Here is a 14,792-nt window from a genome sequence, read left to right on the forward strand (position 1 = left end):
CGAGCGCGGAGCGCAAAGGAGGGCCCGTGATCCTGACCCCCGCCGGGGCGTGGCGAGCGCTCGGCAACGTGCGCGACCGCGTCCTCGAGGGGCCGCTCGCCGACCTGCGCCGCATGCCCCGCACGGCGATCGACACCGGTCCCGGCGACGCGGCGGCCGCCGGCGTGGGCCGGGCCCACGGGCTCGCGCGCTCGGGGTCGGTCAGCACCTACCGCTACGCCGTGCACCCCACCGCGCGGCTGCGCGGCTCGCCGGTGCTGCTCGTGTCGCCGCTGGGGGCGTGCGGCGTCGCGTTCGACCTGCGGCGCGGCAACAGCCTCGTCGAGCACCTCGTCGGCGAGGGGCGCTCGGTGCACCAGGTCGACGACGAGGATCTCGTCGGGCACGGCGGCTCGATCTCCCCGGGCCCCGCCGACCTCGAGCGCTGGGTCGACGAGCTCCTCCCCCACGTCGTGCGCACGGTCAGCGCGCACCACGACGGCGCCCCGGTGCACCTCGTCGGCTGGTCGATCGGCGGGCTGCACGCCGTGCTCAGCGCCGCCGGGCACCCCGACCTCCCGCTCGCGTCGGTCACCGCGATCGCTACGCCGTTCGCGCTGGACGAGGTGCCGCCGGTGGTGCGCGCCCGCCCCCTGGCCGTGGCGGCGGGCGGCCCGGTGCTCGCGACGCTGCAGACCCTGCTGGCGATCATGCCGCTGCCCCGGCTGCTGCGGGCGATGCGCCTGGGCTCGCTCGACGAGCTGCTCACCGCCCCGCTGACCATGATCGCCCGGCTCGACGACCGCGACTTCCTCGCCCAGCTCGAGGCCGTCGACGACCTCCGCGCCCTCATCGGCGAGCAGGCCCGGTACGTCGGCACCTACTTCCGCAGCATGGTCGCGCCCGAGGACCTCGCCGAGGGCCGGGTACCCGTCGGCCACCGGGTGATCGACCTCGGCGAGCTGCGCCGCCCCGTGCTGCTGGTGGCGGGCGAGAGCGACCGCGTCGTGCCGCCCCGCGCCGTCCGCGCGGGCGCGCGCCGCCTCACCGGCGCCGAGACCCGCCTGACCACCGCCCCCGGCGGGCACCTCGGCGTGTTGGCCGGGCGCGCGGCCAAGGACACGACCTGGGCGCGGCTGTGCGCGTTCCTCGACCGGCACGACGCCCCGGCCACGGTCGAGGGCAGCAGCCCCACGAGCCGCCGTTCGCTGCGTCCGGCGCGGATGACGCGGCGCCGCGCCGTCGAGCCGGTGCGCTCCACGCCGTCCGCGGAGGAGACCGTCGAGGTCGCCGACCCGCTGCCCGCGATCACCAGCGAGCCGGAGCCCGAGGACCCCGACAGCCCCAGCAGCGACGACCCCGACGTCGCCGACGATTCCGCCCCGGCGGGCACGGGGAGCCGGTCGCGGCCGGCGCGCCGGTCGACCCGCCTGCCTGCGCCGAAGCGGGCGTCGCGGACCCCGCGGCGGCGCTGAGCACCCGTCGCGGGTTCGGACTGCCGATCACGCCGAGTCGTCTACTGTGACCGTGTGGTCTCGTTGCGCGATGCCCGCCGTGATCGAGGGTGGTCGCAGACCACCGCGGTGATCCGGCTGCGCGAGCTCGCCGAGCAGGGCCGGGTCGACGTCGCGAGCGCCGCCAGCCTCAAGACCCAGCTGTCGCGCTGGGAGAACGGCACCGTGCCCGACGAGCCGTACCGCACGCTGCTCGCCGAGCTCTACGACCGCGAGCTGGGCGAGCTGGGCATCGACGTGACGCCGCACTGGGAGCGCAGCCACGAGATCCCCGGCCTGCTCACCGAGATCCGCGACGAGCTGCGCCAGCTCAACGCGCTGCTGCGCGACCAGGCCGCACCCCGCGCCTGACGGGGTCGGCCGGCGTCGTTCGGGGTCAGCGCCGCGGTGGCGGCGTACTGCCGACGACGCGCAGGTGCGCGCGCCGCTCCCCCACGTCGACGGTGCGCGTGAGCACCAGCCCGAGGGCGGTGACCGAGACGGTGCCCACGGCGGCGACGGCCTCCGCGGTCAGGTCGAGCACATCGGCGAGAGGGCGCAGCGGCGCCAGCAGCACGTTCACGTAACCCCTACGGCTTCGACTGATCGAGGGTCGGGCGGAGACCCGCACGGCGTCGGCGGCATCGTTGCCGCCCCGCGCCGGGGCCTCTCGCGAGCTCGTCACACCATCGTGCCAGCGCGGCGCCGCACCGGAACCGCCGTCACCCGATTTCACACTTCGGACCCAGCAAACTGCGACGAGTGGTCGATGGCGTGCGCCGATCGGCGGTGCGCTTCTGCTGACCGGCCGTGTCGATCTCTGCGCGCGCCGTCACGGTCGTGGGTCCCTACGGTGACGGGATGCGCCATCGTCAGCTCGGTGCGAGCGACCTGCAGGTCTCGGAGATCTCCCTCGGGTCCTGGTTGACCTACTCCGGCGGCGTCGAGGCGGACGCGACCGCCGCGTGCACGCGGGCCGCGTTCGACGCGGGCATCACGTTCTTCGACACCGCCAACGTCTACGGGCGCGGCGCCGCCGAGGAGGCCTGGGGCGCCATCCTCGCCGACTACCGGCGCGAGGACTACGTGCTCGCGACGAAGGTCTACTTCCCGATGTCGAACAGCGACCGCGGGCTGTCGCCGGCCCAGATCGCCAAGCAGATCGACGCCTCCCTGCGCCGGCTGCGCACCGACCACGTCGACCTCTACCAGTGCCACCGCTTCGACGCGGACGTGCCGGTCGAGGACACCATGGAGGCACTGGCGGAGGTCGTGCGCGCCGGCAAGGCCCGCTACCTGGGCTTCAGCGAGTGGACGCCCGACCAGATCCGCGCCGGCCTCGCCGCGTGCCCGGACGACGTGGCGCTGGTGTCGTCGCAGCCGCAGTACTCGATGCTCTGGCGTGCGCCGGAGGCCGAGGTCTTCGGGGTCACCGCGGAGCACGGCATCTCCAACATCGTGTGGTCGCCGATGGCCGAGGGCGTGCTCACGGGCAAGTACCGCCCGGGCGAGCCGGTGCCGGTCGACTCGCGGGCGGCGAGCGACGAGATGAACGGCTTCATCAAGCAGAAGCTCACCGACCGCACGCTCGAGGCGGTGCAGCGCCTGGTGCCGATCGCCGAGGGCGCCGGGCTGTCGATGGCCGAGATGGCGCTGGCCTGGGTGCTGCGCCGTCCGGAGCTCGCCTCGGCGATCGTCGGCGCGTCGCGCCCGGAGCAGGTGCACGCCAACGCCGCGGCCGCGGGTACCGAGCTCTCCGCCGACACCCTCGCCGCCATCGACGAGGCCCTGGGCGACGTCCCGGTCACCGGCCAGCAGCTCGCCCCCGGCGCCTCGGCCGGCATCACCCACCGCTGAGGGGTGCCTTCGGCACGTGAGCACTTCTCGGTGCTCTGACACCGAGAGCTGCTCACGTGCGCGGAGCGCACCTCACCGGGGCAGGCGCCGCCACGCCCAGCGGGGCAGCAGGCGCATCGCGGTGAACAGCAGCCGCAGCGCGCCGGGCACCCAGACGACGTCGCGCCCGATCCCGCGCACCGTCGCCGCGGCCACCTGGTCCGGCGTCGACGACAGCGGCGCGGGCGACAGGCCGCTGTCCGCGGTCATGCGGCCCACGACGAAGCCGGGGCGCACGAGCGTGAGGTGGACGCCGCTGCCGTGCAGGGCGTCGGCGAGCCCGGAGGCGAAGCCGTCGAGGCCCGCCTTCGCCGAGCCGTACACGTAGTTGGCGCGCCGCACGCGCACCCCGGCGACCGACGAGAACACGACGATCTCGCCCCGCCCGCGGGCCCGCAGCCGCGCGGCGACCTCGGTGAGCACCGCGACCTGCGCGACGTAGTCGGTGTGCACCACGGCGACGGCGTGCGCGGCGTCGCGCTCGGCGCGGGCCTGGTCGCCGAGCACGCCGAACGCCACGACGACGACGTCGGGCACCCCGTGCGCCGCCTCCACCGCGTCGAGCACCGCGGCCTGGCCCGCCACGTCGTCGGCGTCGAACTCGACGGTCGCGACCTCGGCGCCCGCCGCGCGGACCGTCGCCACCTCGTCGGCGAGGTCGTCCGCGCGCCGTGCTGCGAGCACCACCGTCGCGGCGCGCCCGGCCGCGGCGAGACGGCGCGCGAGCGCCACCCCGATCTCGCTGCGACCGCCGAGGACGAGCACGACCGGGGAGGCGGGAGGCACGGCGGGCAGCGTAGGCAGCACGTCCTCGCCAGGCGGGGCCCGGGGCCGTAGCGTCTCGCGGACCGCCGGTGAGGAGGGGTGTGGTCGCGGTGAAGATGCTGCACGCGCTGATCCCGCCCCACGCGCTCGACGCCGTCCGCCGCGCGTTCGAGCGGCACGCGGTGCTCGGGATGACGATCATCGAGGTGCGTGGTCCCGGCCCGGACGGTCACCGGTCGGTGCACCGCGGCACGGTGATCACCGACGACCTCGTGCCCTGCCTGCGGGTCGAGTCGATCGTGCACGACGAGGTCGTCGATCGGGTGGTCGACGAGGTCGCCGCCGCGGTGCGCTCCGAGGGGCGCCTGTGGGTCGTGCCGTTGGACCTGGTCACACGGGTCCGGACCGGGGAGCGCGGGGCGGACGCGGTCTGAGGACGGTCACCGCGCGTGACCACCGGGAGGGACCGTCTGTCGCACACGTTGCTCCACTGGGCGGAACCGGGTGTCGCCCGGTACACGGTCGCGTCAGGATGCCGGGAGCGCGAGCCATCAGGACGGGGTGGTGTGGGGTGAGGGCGACGGACGCGATCGGACGTCACCACCGCGGTCCCGCGCCGACGCTGGAGCACCGGGCGCTCTTCCACGACGGTGACGACGCGCTGGTCGCCGGGGTCGTGGCGCACGTGCGCGCCGGCCTCGAGGACGACGACGCGGCCGTGGTGGCGCTGCCCGCGGCCCAGCTCGACCTCGTCCGCGACGCGCTGGGCGACGACGCCGGCGCGGTGGTCCTGCAGGACGTGCTGGGTCTCGGGCGCAACCCCGCGCGGCTGCTGCCGGCCCTGCACCGCTTCGCCGACGAGCACCGGGGGCAGCGCGTGCGCGTGGTCTCGCAGGCCTGGTCGCCGCAGCGGCGCCCCGAGGAGCGCGACGCCTGCCTGCAGCACGACGCGCTGGCCAACCTCGCGTTCGCCGACCACGCGGTCGCGCTGCTGTGCCCCTACGACACGCAGCTGCTCGACGAGGCCACCGCCGCCGACGCCCGCGCCGCGCACCCGCTGGTCGTCGAGGACGGCGCCACCGTCGCCAACCCCACGTACGGCGACCCGCTCAAGCTCGCCGAGGCCGTCGTCGGGCCCCTGTCCGACGCCCCCGACGAGGGCGAGACGCTGCTCTACAGCGCCCCGCACGGTCCGCGCGCGGTCCGCCTGGCCGTCGCCGAGCACGCGGCCGACGCCGGCCTGCACCCCGATCGCGTCGCCGACCTCTGCCTGGCGGTGCACGAGGTCGCGCTCAACACCGTCGTCCACACCGACGGCCGCGGCATCCTCTCGCTCTGGCACACCGACGACCGCGTCGTCGCCGAGATCCAGGACGGCGGCTACGTCGAGGACCCGCTCGTCGGTCGGCACCCGCCGGGTCCCGCGGACGGCCGGGGCTACGGCCTCTACCTCACCCACCGGCTCTGCGACCTCGTGCGCCTGCACAGCACGCGCGACGGCGGGACGACGGTGCGGATGACGATGTACCTGGACGGGGACCCGCGCTAGCGTCCCCGGGCCATGGACCGCGACGACCTCCGCACTGCCCTCGAGTCCGAACGCCTGCGGCTCGCCGACGTCGTGGAGACCCTCGGGCCCGAGGAGTGGCGCACGCCGTCGCTGTGCACGGGCTGGACCGTGCAGGACGTCGTCGCGCACATCACGCTGACCTCGCGGCTCACGAAGCTCGGCGCGATCCGCGCGATGCTGGCGGCGCGCGGCCGCATCAACCGCATGATCGACGAGTCCGCCCGCGCCCGGGCGGCGCAGTTCTCGCCCGCGGAGCTCGTCGCCCAGCTCCGGGAGACCGCGGGCTCGGAGCGTCGCCCGCTGGGCGCGAAGCCCATGGACCCGCTGGTCGACATCCTCGTGCACGGCCAGGACATCAACCGGCCGCTGCACCGCACCTACCCGATGACCGTGGAGTACGTCGTGCCGGCGCTCGGGTTCGTCGTGGGCACGAAGTTCTACGGGGCACCGAAGCGCCTCGCCGGCCTGCGGCTCGTGGCGACGGACGCCGACTGGTCCACGGGCTCGGCGAGCGACCGCGAGGTCCGCGGACCGGTGGGCGAGCTGCTGCTCGTGGCGACGGGACGGCCGGCGGGCCTGCCCGCCCTGTCCGGGGACGGCGCCGAGGAGCTGGCCGCGCGCCTGTCGGACTAGGCGGGTCGCCGGGCCCGCGCGTACGCCTCGGGGTCCGGTTCGGGCCGGTCCGACCAGCCCGAGACCGCCCACTCCGCGAGCCACCCGCGGGCGGCCATGGTGGGGAGGAGCCCGAGCCAGGTCGCCGTCATGCGCTCCCACAGCGAGGGGCCGTCGGGCTGGGTCTCCGCGAGGTAGTGGTGGCCGACGACGGTCGAGAGCAGCGTCGTGCTGACCGACGCCGGGTCGGTCTCCCCGGCGAGCAGGCCCTGCGCGCGGGCGCGCTGCAGCAGCACCTCGCTCTCGGCCCGCCAGCCCTCCACCCACTTGTGCCGGTCGGCCTGCATCCCGGGGTCCTCCCGCATCACCCGGACCCCGCCCTGCACGATCGGGTCGTGCACCAGGCGGGCCATCTGCGCGTCGAACACGACGAGCAGCGACCGGAGGGGATCGAGGTCCCGGGCCGCGATCCGGTCGGCGAGGTCGTCCCACGAGGCGTGCACCTCGTCGACGACGGCCCAGCCGAGCGCGCTCTTGGACGCGAAGTGGAAGAACAGCGCGCCCTTGGTGCGGCTCGCGTCGGCGGCGACCTGCGTCAGCGAGGTGCCGTGGTGGCCCTGCGACGCGAACCGTCGCGCGGCCGCCACGAGGAGCTCCCGGCGGGTCGTCAGCGCGCGCGCCTGCAGGCCCGCGGCGGCCACGTGGTCCGACCAGCGGGGCACCGGCAGCTCGTACCACCGGACACCGTCCGGTGTCATGAACAGGAGTATGCGGTCCGCCCTGCCCGCGGAGAAGATCACGGACCGCCCCGTCCACCGATCCGCGTGCTTCCTCCCGATTCGTCGTGTTCGCCGCGCGTCTTGCCCCGAGAGGGGCGTCCTGGTTGAGGTCGGGGTCGTGCTTTCCACCGGCGGGATGACGGACTGCAGCGTGGCCGGGCCTCTCCTCGCCCTGATGGCAGAGTCACGGACTCCGACAACCGCTAGTCTGTGACGCTGGGTGATTCGAGGAGGAGATCGCGATGGCCCTCGGCATGACGAAGGTGCTGCACGTCAAGCTGCCCGTCACCGATCTCCAGCGCAGCGTCACCTGGTACGGCCGATTGATGGACCTGGCGCTGGCGCACGAGTTCGTCGAGGAGGACGAGCTGCGCGGGGCGGCCCTGCGCTCGGCCGAGGGTGGCTTCTCGATCGCGCTGCGCCTCCGTCAGCACTGCGCGGGCAGTCCCGACCTCACCGGCCACGACGTCGCCGCCTTCCACGTGGAGAGCCGGGACGCCCTCCTCGACGTGCAGCGGCGGGCCGCCGACCTCGGCGCCGTCCACACCGACGTGCAGGAGCGCGGGCCCGGCCAGGCGGTCGTCGACGTCACCGACCCCGACGGCACCGTGCTGCGCTTCTTCTGGGTCGACGCGGCGGCCGCGCCGGAGACGTTCATCGGCTACGTCTTCGACGGCGACGGCCCGCCGGAGCTCGTCGACGAGCCCCGGCTGGACGCCCCGGAGGTGTTCGGCCGGTGAGCGTGGCCGACCGGGGCGAGCTCACCGCCTTCCTCGAGCTCCGGGACGAGCGCCCGTTCCTCGACCCGGACCGCAACGACCTCTCGCTGCACGAGTTCACCCCGGAGCGTCGATGATCACCGCCGCGCACGCGATCCTGTACAGCAACGACGCCGCGACGGACCGCGAGGTCCTCGCCGAGATCCTGCGCGGCGGCCGGAGCGTCGACGCCGGCGGCGGGTGGCTGATCCTCGGCCTGCCGCCGGCCGAGGTGGCGGTGCACCCGACCGACGGCGCTCCGCAGCACGAGCTCCACCTCGTCTGCGACGACGTCGAGGCCACCGTCGCCGACCTCACCGCCCGCGGCGTGGTCGTCGAGGGCGGGATCACCGACGAGGGCTGGGGGCTGCGGACGACCATCCGCCTGCCCGGCGGCGGCGCCCTCGGGCTCTACCAGCCCCGGCATCCCTTGGCCGCCGGCCCGGCCTGACCATGAGGAAGGCCCATCGTCGCTGGTCAGCGAACCGATGGGCCTGGTGTGGCGGGTGAAGGATTCGAACCTTCGAAGCTTTCGCGACGGATTTACAGTCCGCTCCCATTGGCCGCTCGGGCAACCCGCCAGGGTGTGCCGCCCCTCAGGACGACGTCGGGAAGACTACAGACCGGGGCCCGGCCGCCGCGCAGCCGGGGGCCCGCTGCCACACCCGGAGGACACGTCAAGGAGGACGACGATGGCCAACCCCTCGTTCGACGTCGTGAGCAAGGTCGACCGCCAGGAGGTCGACAACGCGCTGAACCAGGCGAGCAAGGAGCTCTCGCAGCGCTTCGACTTCCGCGGGACCGGCGCGGACGTCTCCTGGGCCGGCGAGGAGGCCATCACGATCACCGCCGAGACCGAGGAGCGCTGCACCGCGGCGATCGACGTCTTCAAGGAGAAGCTGATCAAGCGCGGCATCTCGATGAAGGCGTTCGACGTCGGCGACCCGGCGCTCTCGGGCAAGACCTACAAGGTCACCGGCTCGCTGGTGCAGGGCATCAGCAAGGACAAGGGCAAGGAGATCTCGAAGGTCATCCGCGACGAGGGGCCCAAGGGCATCCAGGCGCAGATGCAGGACGACCAGCTCCGCGTCACGGGCAAGAAGAAGGACGACCTGCAGGCCGTCATCTCCCTGCTCAAGGAGCGTGACTTCGACATCGCGCTGCAGTTCACGAACTACCGCTGACGGAGCCCGAACCACCGCGCCAGCCGTTCGTCCAGCTCCTGCTGGTCGTCGCCGACCCAGACGACGTGGCCGTCGGGGCGCAGCAGCACCGCGGGCTCGGCCACCTCGTCGCTGGTGTCGACGACGTGGTCGACGCGGTCCCGCCAGTCCGTCACCGAGAGACGTCCGGTCTGGTCGAGCAGCAGTCCCCGCCCGCAGTGCATCAGGGAGTACAGCCGGTCCCACCTCAGGGCCACGTCCCGCAGGCGGCGGCCGACCAGCGGGTGGGGGTCACCGAGGTCGTAGCGGATGCCGATCGCGAGGATCTTCTCGACGAGGTGGCGGTTGACGTCGTCGAACTCCATCAGCTCGACCAGGAGCCGGCGCACCGCCTGCGGCCCGGGCTCGGGGGACATCAGCTCCATCTGCGCGCGGGCGTTCGACAGCACCTCGGCGGCCACCGGGTGGCGCTCGTCGTGGTAGGTGTCGAGGAGGCCCTCGGGAGCCCAGCCGGCGAGCTCGGCGGCGAGCTTCCAGCCCAGGTTGAACGCGTCCTGGACCCCGAGGTTGAGCCCCTGTCCCCCGGCCGGCGGGTGGATGTGCGCGGCGTCGCCGGCCAGCAGCACCTGGCCCACCCGGTAGCGCTCGGCCTGGCGTGTGGCGTCGCCGAAGCGGGACAGCCAGCGCGGGGAGTGCACGCCGAAGTCGGTGCCGGCGACCGCCTGCAGCTGCCGGCGGAACTCCTCGAGGGTCGGCGGGGTCCGGCGGTCCTCGGCCAGGCCGTCGGCGGGCACGAGGACGCGGTAGAGACCGTCGCCGAGGGGCCCGAGACCGAAGCGCAGGTGGGTCCGGCGGACCTCGGCCACCACCGTCGCCACCGTGTCCGGCGCCACGCCCACCTCCATCTCTCCGAGCAGCGTCTCCGCGCGGCTGGGCTCGCCGGGGAAGGCGACGCCGAGCAGCGTGCGGACCGTGCTGCGGCCCCCGTCGCAGCCGACGAGGAAGCGCGAGCGCAGGCGCGTGCCGTCGGCCAGCTCGGCGGTCACGCCGTCGTCGTCCTGGTCCAGCCCGACCAGCTCCTGCCCCCGCCGGATGTCGACGCCGACCGCGACGGCGTGCTCGGTCAGCAGGCGGTCGGTGAGGGTCTGGGGGATGCCGAGGACGTAGGCGTGGGCGGTGTCGAGCCCGGTCGGCGACGGCCGGGTGATGCCGGCGAAGAAGCCGCCGACCGGGTGTCGCGTGCCGTGCGCGAGGAAAGGCTCGAGCATCCCGCGCTGGTCGAACACCTCGGCGCTGCGCGCGTGCAGGCCGAGCGAGCGCACGACCGGGGTCGGCTCCGCGTCCCTCTCCAGCACGAGCACGTCGACGCCGTGCAGCCGCAGCTCCGCGGCCAGCACCAGCCCGGTCGGCCCACCCCCCACGATCACGACGTCGTGGCGGGACGGGACGGACGTCATGGGCACCTCGGGGGGCTCGGACGGCGGGGCGCGCGATTCTGCGGCACCGCCCGGGTCTTGCCACAAGCCCCGGGACTCGCTATAGCTTCGAGGTGGCAGAGAAGTGAGCGCGCGCATCGTCGTGGTCGGCGGGGGCTTCGCGGGCGCGGGCGTCGCCCGGCGGCTGGAGAAGCTCGCCCCCGACGCCGACGTCCGTCTCGTCAGCCCGGACGACTACCTGCTCTACCTGCCGCTGTTGCCGCAGGTCGCGGCCGGCGTGCTGCCCCCGCGGGCGGCGGTGCTGTCGCTGTCGCGCCGGTTGCCGCGCACCGTGGTCGTGCCCGGCCGGGCGGTGGGCGTCGACCTCGACGCCCGGCAGGTGCTCGTCCGCAGCATCACGGGCAACCACGAGGTGCTCGACTACGACCGGCTCGTCCTCGCGCCCGGCAGCGTCACGAAGGTGATGGACATCCCGGGGCTCCGCGAGTTCGGCCGCGGGTGCAAGACGCTCGCCGAGGCGGAGTTCCTGCGCGACCACGTGCTGGGCCAGCTCGAGGTCGCCAACGCGTCGACCGACCCGGACGAGCGTGCGCGTCGGTGCCGCTTCGTCGTGGTCGGCGGTGGTTACGCGGGCGTCGAGACCGCGGCCAACCTGCAGCGCACGACCACCGGCCTCGCGCGCCGCTTCCCCCGCCTCGACCCGTCGCTGCTGCAGTGGCACGTCGTGCAGCACGCCCGCGAGCTGATGCCGGACCTCGGGCACCGGCTCAGCGAGGACACGCGGCGGGTGCTCGTCGGGCGCGGCGTGCACGTCGACCTAGCGACCAGCCTGGTGGGTGCCGACGACGGGTCGGTGACGCTGTCCGACGGGCGGCGACTGGCGACGTCGACGCTGATCTGGACGGCCGGCGTCGCGCCCAGCCCGCTGGTCGGGCGGCTCGGCGCGGAGACCAGTCGCGGTCGGCTGGTCGTCCGGCCCGACCTGTCGGTGCCCGACCGCCCCGAGGTGCTCGCGCTCGGCGACGCCGCCGCGGTGCCCGACCTCGCCACGGGCGGCGACGCGGTCTGCCCGCCGACCGCGCAGCACGCCACCCGCCAGGCCCCGGTCGCCGCAGCCAACGTCGTCGCCGGCCTCGCCGGGCGCCCGACCCGCGACTACCGCCACCGCGACCTCGGCCTCGTCGTCGACCTCGGGGGCACCGACGCCGTCGCCAAGCCGTTCGGGATCGGGCTCGCGGGCGCACCGGCCGCCGCCGTGACCCGCGGCTACCACCTCTGGGCGCTCGGCGCCCCGACGGCGATGGCGCGCGTCGCCGGCAACTGGGCGCTGCGCTCGGTGCAGGGCGAGAGCACCGTGCGCCTCGGGTTCCTCACCGGATCGAGCGGGCGTCTCGCGGAGTTCGAGCACACCGACGACTACCTCGAGCCGGCGCAGGTGCGCGCGGCGGTGGCGGCGCGGACGGAGTAGCCGCTCAGACCCGGCGGTGCCGGCCGCCCGTGCGCGCGTGGCGGGCGACGGTCGCGCCGCCGACGGCCGTCGCCGCGAGGAGACCGGACGCGAGGAGGTAGGGCGCCTCGCCGGCGGGCGCGCTGCCGTCGCCGGCCTCGACGCCGCCGACCGGGTACTCCGCCGACGCGTGCGTCGTGGTGGCCGCCGTGGCGTGGTCGTCGGCGTCGTCGTCGGACCCGTGGGACGACACCGCCGCGGGCTCGGTCTCGACCTCGTCGCCGTAGGAGAACGACTCGCAGGCCTCGTCGTCGGCGTCGGCGTCGAGGCGCTCCGGGTCGCTCGGGTCGGCGTCGAGGGCGTCCTGGGCCTCGGCCTGCGTGGAGAAGTCGTCGCAGTCGCGGTCGGCCGAGGAGACGACGGTGTCGACGGGCGCGTCGCTCGACGAGGGCGAGGTGCTGGACGAGGGCGTCGCCTCGTCGTCCAGACCCAGCTCCGTGTGCGCCGGCCGGTGCGGCCGGGCCTCGCACGCGATGTCGTCGCCGTCGTCGTCGAGGCCGTTGGGGTCGGAGGTGTCGGCGTCGAAGACGTCCTGCGCATCCTCCTGGTACCGGAAGTCACCGCAGTTGTGGACGTCCGCGCCCGCCGCCAGGGCCGCACCGGCGCCGGGGCCGAACAGGGTCAGCAGCGACAGGCCGCCGAGAGCGGCAGCGGTGGTGCGACGGGTCCGGCGGGCGGCGCGGTGAGCGGACAAGGTTCCTCTTCCGGGGCTCGAGCGGCGAGGCGATCACCTCGTCTGCGCGGACCGTCGTCGGGAGATCCGCCGTCGTTATCGGCGGACCTCGAGGACCACTCGTGCGGCGTCATCTCGCCGGTGCGGGGCAACCCGCGTCCGGCCGGGGCGTCCTGCGACGCCCACCCGGCTCAGTGCCGGACCGCGATGTCGGCCATGTCGGCCATGTCGGCCCTGAGGTCGGCGCCCGCCGCGTCCACGAGGTCGTCGACGTCGACGTCGAGCGCGCGCAGCACCGTGGCCGCGTCGTCGGCGGCGTCGGCGAGCACGCCGAGCAGGAGGTGGCGGACGCCGACGACGGGCTCATCGGCCCCCTGGCTCGCGGCGCGCAGGGCGGCGTCGACGGCCACCAGCGCGGCCGGGGTCCACGCGCGGCGCCCGGTGCCGCCGGCGCGGACCGGGCGGCGGGCGACCTCGGCGCGCACCTCGCCGACGTCGACGCGGTCGGCGAGGCGCCCGCCGTGCTCGTGCTCGTCGCGGACGAGGGCGAGCAGGAGATGGGCGGTCCCGACGCGGGCGGCGCCGTCGCGGGCCGCCTCCTGGTCGGCGATCAGGAAGACGCGGGTGAGGCGGGCGGTCTGTCGGGTGGCGAGGCGCATGGACCTCACCGTGGCGTCCGCCGGGGCCGCGCACCTCGGGGTCGGACCCCGGCTGCGGTCGGGGTCGTCACCCCACCTCAGGCGCCCGTCCGGCCCATCGGCGGCACGATCGACGAGGAGAGCCCCGACGTCGTCGGGATCGTGTTCGGCGGCATGCCCACCGCGGCCACGGCGGGCGGCACCGGCGGGGCGCCGACGGTGGCCACCGGGTCCACGACCTGCCACTCGAAGGTCATCGGCAGCACGCAGCACCCGGTCGCCAGGGGCGGCGCGGGCGCGAGCGGCACGGGGACGGCGCTGAGCGACGCATCGGCCGGGAAGGTCGGCGAGAGGGTCGTCGCCGCGGTCGGGGCCGTGGCGGGCAGCGGGACCAACGGACCCTCGGCGGGTGGCGCGGCGGTCGGGGCCGACGTCATCTCCGTCGTCAGCGACCCCGAGACGCCGGGATTGACCTCGAGCATCTGGTTGCCCGAGTCCCGCCAGGCGGCCTCGAACTGGGCGAGGGGCATCACGATCGGAGCGCTCTTCGCCGGATCGTTGAGGAAGATCTGGCCGCGGACCGGGTCGATGCCCGTCACGGTCACGAAGTGGTTCGGCTTCTGGTCCGCGGCGTCCGCGTCGAACCCCGACCCGTACGACGCGAGCTCCCCGGAATCGACCATCACGACGACGGGGTGGTCCGCCGCGAGGTGGCCGGCAAGGGTGTCGAGGGAGCCGTAGCTCCTCGTCGCGTCACCGCCCCCCGGGCCGACGTAGGCGTCGATGAGTGCCTCCAGCTCCTTCGGTTCGAGCCCCGACCAGTACCCCCAGTCGGGGTTGCCGTTCACGAAGTCCTGCTCCATCCACCCCTGCTGCTTCGCGAACTCGGCGAGCTCCTCGCCGGAGATGTTGCTCCCGGTCATCGCGTTGATCGCCATCGCCGCCGAGTACGGGCCGCAGTTGGCGTTCGCCGGGCCCTGCGGCTGGAAGTAGCCCTGGTCGATCGCGGGCGAGCCGATGACGGTGCTCGCCGTGGGGTCGACGAGCACCGTGGAGGGGTCGACGTAGAGAGCGGGGTCCATCCCGGCAGGGACCAGGGAAGCATCGACGGTGGCGACGCCACCGGCCAGGATCCCGTCGTCGTACGGGACCGCGTCCTGCGGCTCCGCGTAGTCCGTGGCGTCGAGGCTCGGGTCGCCGAGGACGGTGCCGACGGAGGTCGACGACCAGCCGGTGGTCTCCGCGTCCTCGGTCCCGTCCTCGGGCGCATCTGCCGAGGTGGTGGAGTCGTCCGCGGTCACCTCGTCCGCGGAGTAGCTCTCCTCCTCCTCGCCCCTCCCGCCCGAGTCGATGTCCTGGTCCTCGGTGGCGGTCGTCGACCAGGACGAGGCGCCCCCCGAGTCCTGGTCGTCGGCGGCGAACGCGTCGTCGCCGTACCCCTCGTCGTCGCTCACGCGGCCCCCCTGCGGCTGATGGTTGCGCTCATCGGTTAGAGGGGGTTCGTCCGGTCCGGCCCCACCGTT

At 74.8% G+C, this 14,792-nt stretch carries 17 protein-coding genes and 1 tRNA gene; 10 read left to right on the plus strand and 8 right to left on the minus strand.

Going from position 1 to position 14,792, the window contains the following annotated elements; genetic code table 11:
- Positions 1-26: 26 nt before the first annotated feature.
- Together ACQPX6_RS27070 and ACQPX6_RS27075 are read left to right on the plus strand one after the other, a co-directional pair.
- On the plus strand, positions 27-1,454 hold the full coding sequence (locus ACQPX6_RS27070; RefSeq protein WP_433783811.1) for an alpha/beta fold hydrolase: 1,428 nt from the start codon (positions 27-29) through the stop codon (positions 1,452-1,454).
- Positions 1,455-1,508: 54 nt separating this feature from the next.
- The gene (locus tag ACQPX6_RS27075) at positions 1,509-1,844 is read left to right on the plus strand and encodes a hypothetical protein (RefSeq protein ID WP_433783812.1); all 336 of its coding nucleotides are present in this window, start codon (positions 1,509-1,511) and stop codon (positions 1,842-1,844) included.
- Positions 1,845-1,869: 25 nt separating this feature from the next.
- Here ACQPX6_RS27075 and ACQPX6_RS27080 read toward each other — a convergent pair whose 3' ends face one another.
- Complete coding sequence (locus ACQPX6_RS27080) at positions 1,870-2,055, minus strand: hypothetical protein (RefSeq protein ID WP_433783814.1); 186 nt, start codon at positions 2,053-2,055, stop codon at positions 1,870-1,872.
- A 278-nt stretch (positions 2,056-2,333) separates the two neighbouring features.
- Here ACQPX6_RS27080 and ACQPX6_RS27085 point away from each other — a divergent pair, with 278 nt between their 5' ends.
- Positions 2,334-3,329, plus strand: coding sequence for an aldo/keto reductase family protein (locus ACQPX6_RS27085; protein WP_433783815.1), 996 nt, complete (start codon positions 2,334-2,336; stop codon positions 3,327-3,329).
- A gap of 72 nt (positions 3,330-3,401) precedes the next feature.
- Here the strand turns inward: ACQPX6_RS27085 and ACQPX6_RS27090 are convergent, their stop codons facing one another.
- Entirely contained in the window at positions 3,402-4,133 is a 732-nt protein-coding gene (locus ACQPX6_RS27090; protein ID WP_433788369.1) for an SDR family NAD(P)-dependent oxidoreductase, read from the minus strand.
- A gap of 101 nt (positions 4,134-4,234) precedes the next feature.
- Between ACQPX6_RS27090 and ACQPX6_RS27095 the strand changes: the two genes are divergently transcribed.
- The 3 genes from ACQPX6_RS27095 (at position 4,235) to ACQPX6_RS27105 (ending at position 6,336) form a co-directional block, all read left to right on the plus strand.
- Positions 4,235-4,567, plus strand: a complete 333-nt coding sequence (locus ACQPX6_RS27095) for a P-II family nitrogen regulator (protein WP_433783816.1) — start codon at positions 4,235-4,237, stop codon at positions 4,565-4,567.
- Between the two features lie 137 nt (positions 4,568-4,704).
- On the plus strand, positions 4,705-5,682 hold the full coding sequence (locus ACQPX6_RS27100; RefSeq protein WP_433783818.1) for an anti-sigma factor RsbA family regulatory protein: 978 nt from the start codon (positions 4,705-4,707) through the stop codon (positions 5,680-5,682).
- Positions 5,683-5,694: 12 nt separating this feature from the next.
- On the plus strand, positions 5,695-6,336 hold the full coding sequence (locus tag ACQPX6_RS27105) for a maleylpyruvate isomerase family mycothiol-dependent enzyme (RefSeq protein ID WP_433783819.1): 642 nt from the start codon (positions 5,695-5,697) through the stop codon (positions 6,334-6,336).
- Here the strand turns inward: ACQPX6_RS27105 and ACQPX6_RS27110 are convergent.
- The gene (locus ACQPX6_RS27110) at positions 6,333-7,073 is read right to left on the minus strand and encodes a TetR family transcriptional regulator (protein ID WP_433783820.1); all 741 of its coding nucleotides are present in this window, start codon (positions 7,071-7,073) and stop codon (positions 6,333-6,335) included. The genes ACQPX6_RS27105 and ACQPX6_RS27110 overlap by 4 nt on opposite strands.
- A gap of 263 nt (positions 7,074-7,336) precedes the next feature.
- Here ACQPX6_RS27110 and ACQPX6_RS27115 point away from each other — a divergent pair, with 263 nt between their 5' ends.
- Both ACQPX6_RS27115 and ACQPX6_RS27120 read left to right on the plus strand, forming a co-directional pair.
- Entirely contained in the window at positions 7,337-7,834 is a 498-nt protein-coding gene (locus ACQPX6_RS27115; RefSeq protein WP_433783822.1) for a VOC family protein, read from the plus strand.
- A gap of 112 nt (positions 7,835-7,946) precedes the next feature.
- A complete protein-coding gene (locus ACQPX6_RS27120) occupies positions 7,947-8,303 on the plus strand; it encodes a VOC family protein (protein WP_433783824.1) in 357 nt (118 codons plus the stop codon).
- 49 nt (positions 8,304-8,352) lie between these two features.
- Here ACQPX6_RS27120 and ACQPX6_RS27125 read toward each other — a convergent pair.
- Positions 8,353-8,433: transfer RNA gene (locus ACQPX6_RS27125), tRNA-Tyr, on the minus strand.
- 111 nt (positions 8,434-8,544) lie between these two features.
- Between ACQPX6_RS27125 and ACQPX6_RS27130 the strand changes: the two genes are divergently transcribed.
- On the plus strand, positions 8,545-9,036 hold the full coding sequence (locus ACQPX6_RS27130; RefSeq protein WP_433783825.1) for a YajQ family cyclic di-GMP-binding protein: 492 nt from the start codon (positions 8,545-8,547) through the stop codon (positions 9,034-9,036).
- Here the strand turns inward: ACQPX6_RS27130 and rox are convergent.
- Complete coding sequence (rox, locus tag ACQPX6_RS27135; RefSeq protein WP_433783826.1) at positions 9,027-10,472, minus strand: rifampin monooxygenase; 1,446 nt, start codon at positions 10,470-10,472, stop codon at positions 9,027-9,029. The two genes, ACQPX6_RS27130 and rox, sit on opposite strands and share 10 nt — an antisense overlap.
- A gap of 103 nt (positions 10,473-10,575) precedes the next feature.
- Between rox and ACQPX6_RS27140 the strand changes: the two genes are divergently transcribed.
- Positions 10,576-11,919, plus strand: coding sequence for an NAD(P)/FAD-dependent oxidoreductase (locus tag ACQPX6_RS27140; RefSeq protein ID WP_433783827.1), 1,344 nt, complete (start codon positions 10,576-10,578; stop codon positions 11,917-11,919).
- Positions 11,920-11,923: 4 nt separating this feature from the next.
- Here the strand turns inward: ACQPX6_RS27140 and ACQPX6_RS27145 are convergent, their stop codons facing one another.
- From ACQPX6_RS27145 to ACQPX6_RS27155, 3 genes are all read right to left on the minus strand, one after another.
- Positions 11,924-12,652, minus strand: coding sequence for a hypothetical protein (locus tag ACQPX6_RS27145; RefSeq protein ID WP_433783828.1), 729 nt, complete (start codon positions 12,650-12,652; stop codon positions 11,924-11,926).
- 170 nt (positions 12,653-12,822) lie between these two features.
- Positions 12,823-13,290 (minus strand): Clp protease N-terminal domain-containing protein, encoded by a 468-nt coding sequence (locus ACQPX6_RS27150; protein WP_433783830.1) that lies wholly within the window; start codon positions 13,288-13,290, stop codon positions 12,823-12,825.
- Positions 13,291-13,367: 77 nt separating this feature from the next.
- On the minus strand, positions 13,368-14,723 hold the full coding sequence (locus tag ACQPX6_RS27155; RefSeq protein ID WP_433783831.1) for a C39 family peptidase: 1,356 nt from the start codon (positions 14,721-14,723) through the stop codon (positions 13,368-13,370).
- Between the last annotated feature and the right edge of the window lie 69 nt (positions 14,724-14,792).

It is taken from the genome of Actinomycetospora sp. CA-101289 (assembly GCF_050955895.1).
GTDB lineage: Bacteria > Actinomycetota > Actinomycetes > Mycobacteriales > Pseudonocardiaceae > Actinomycetospora.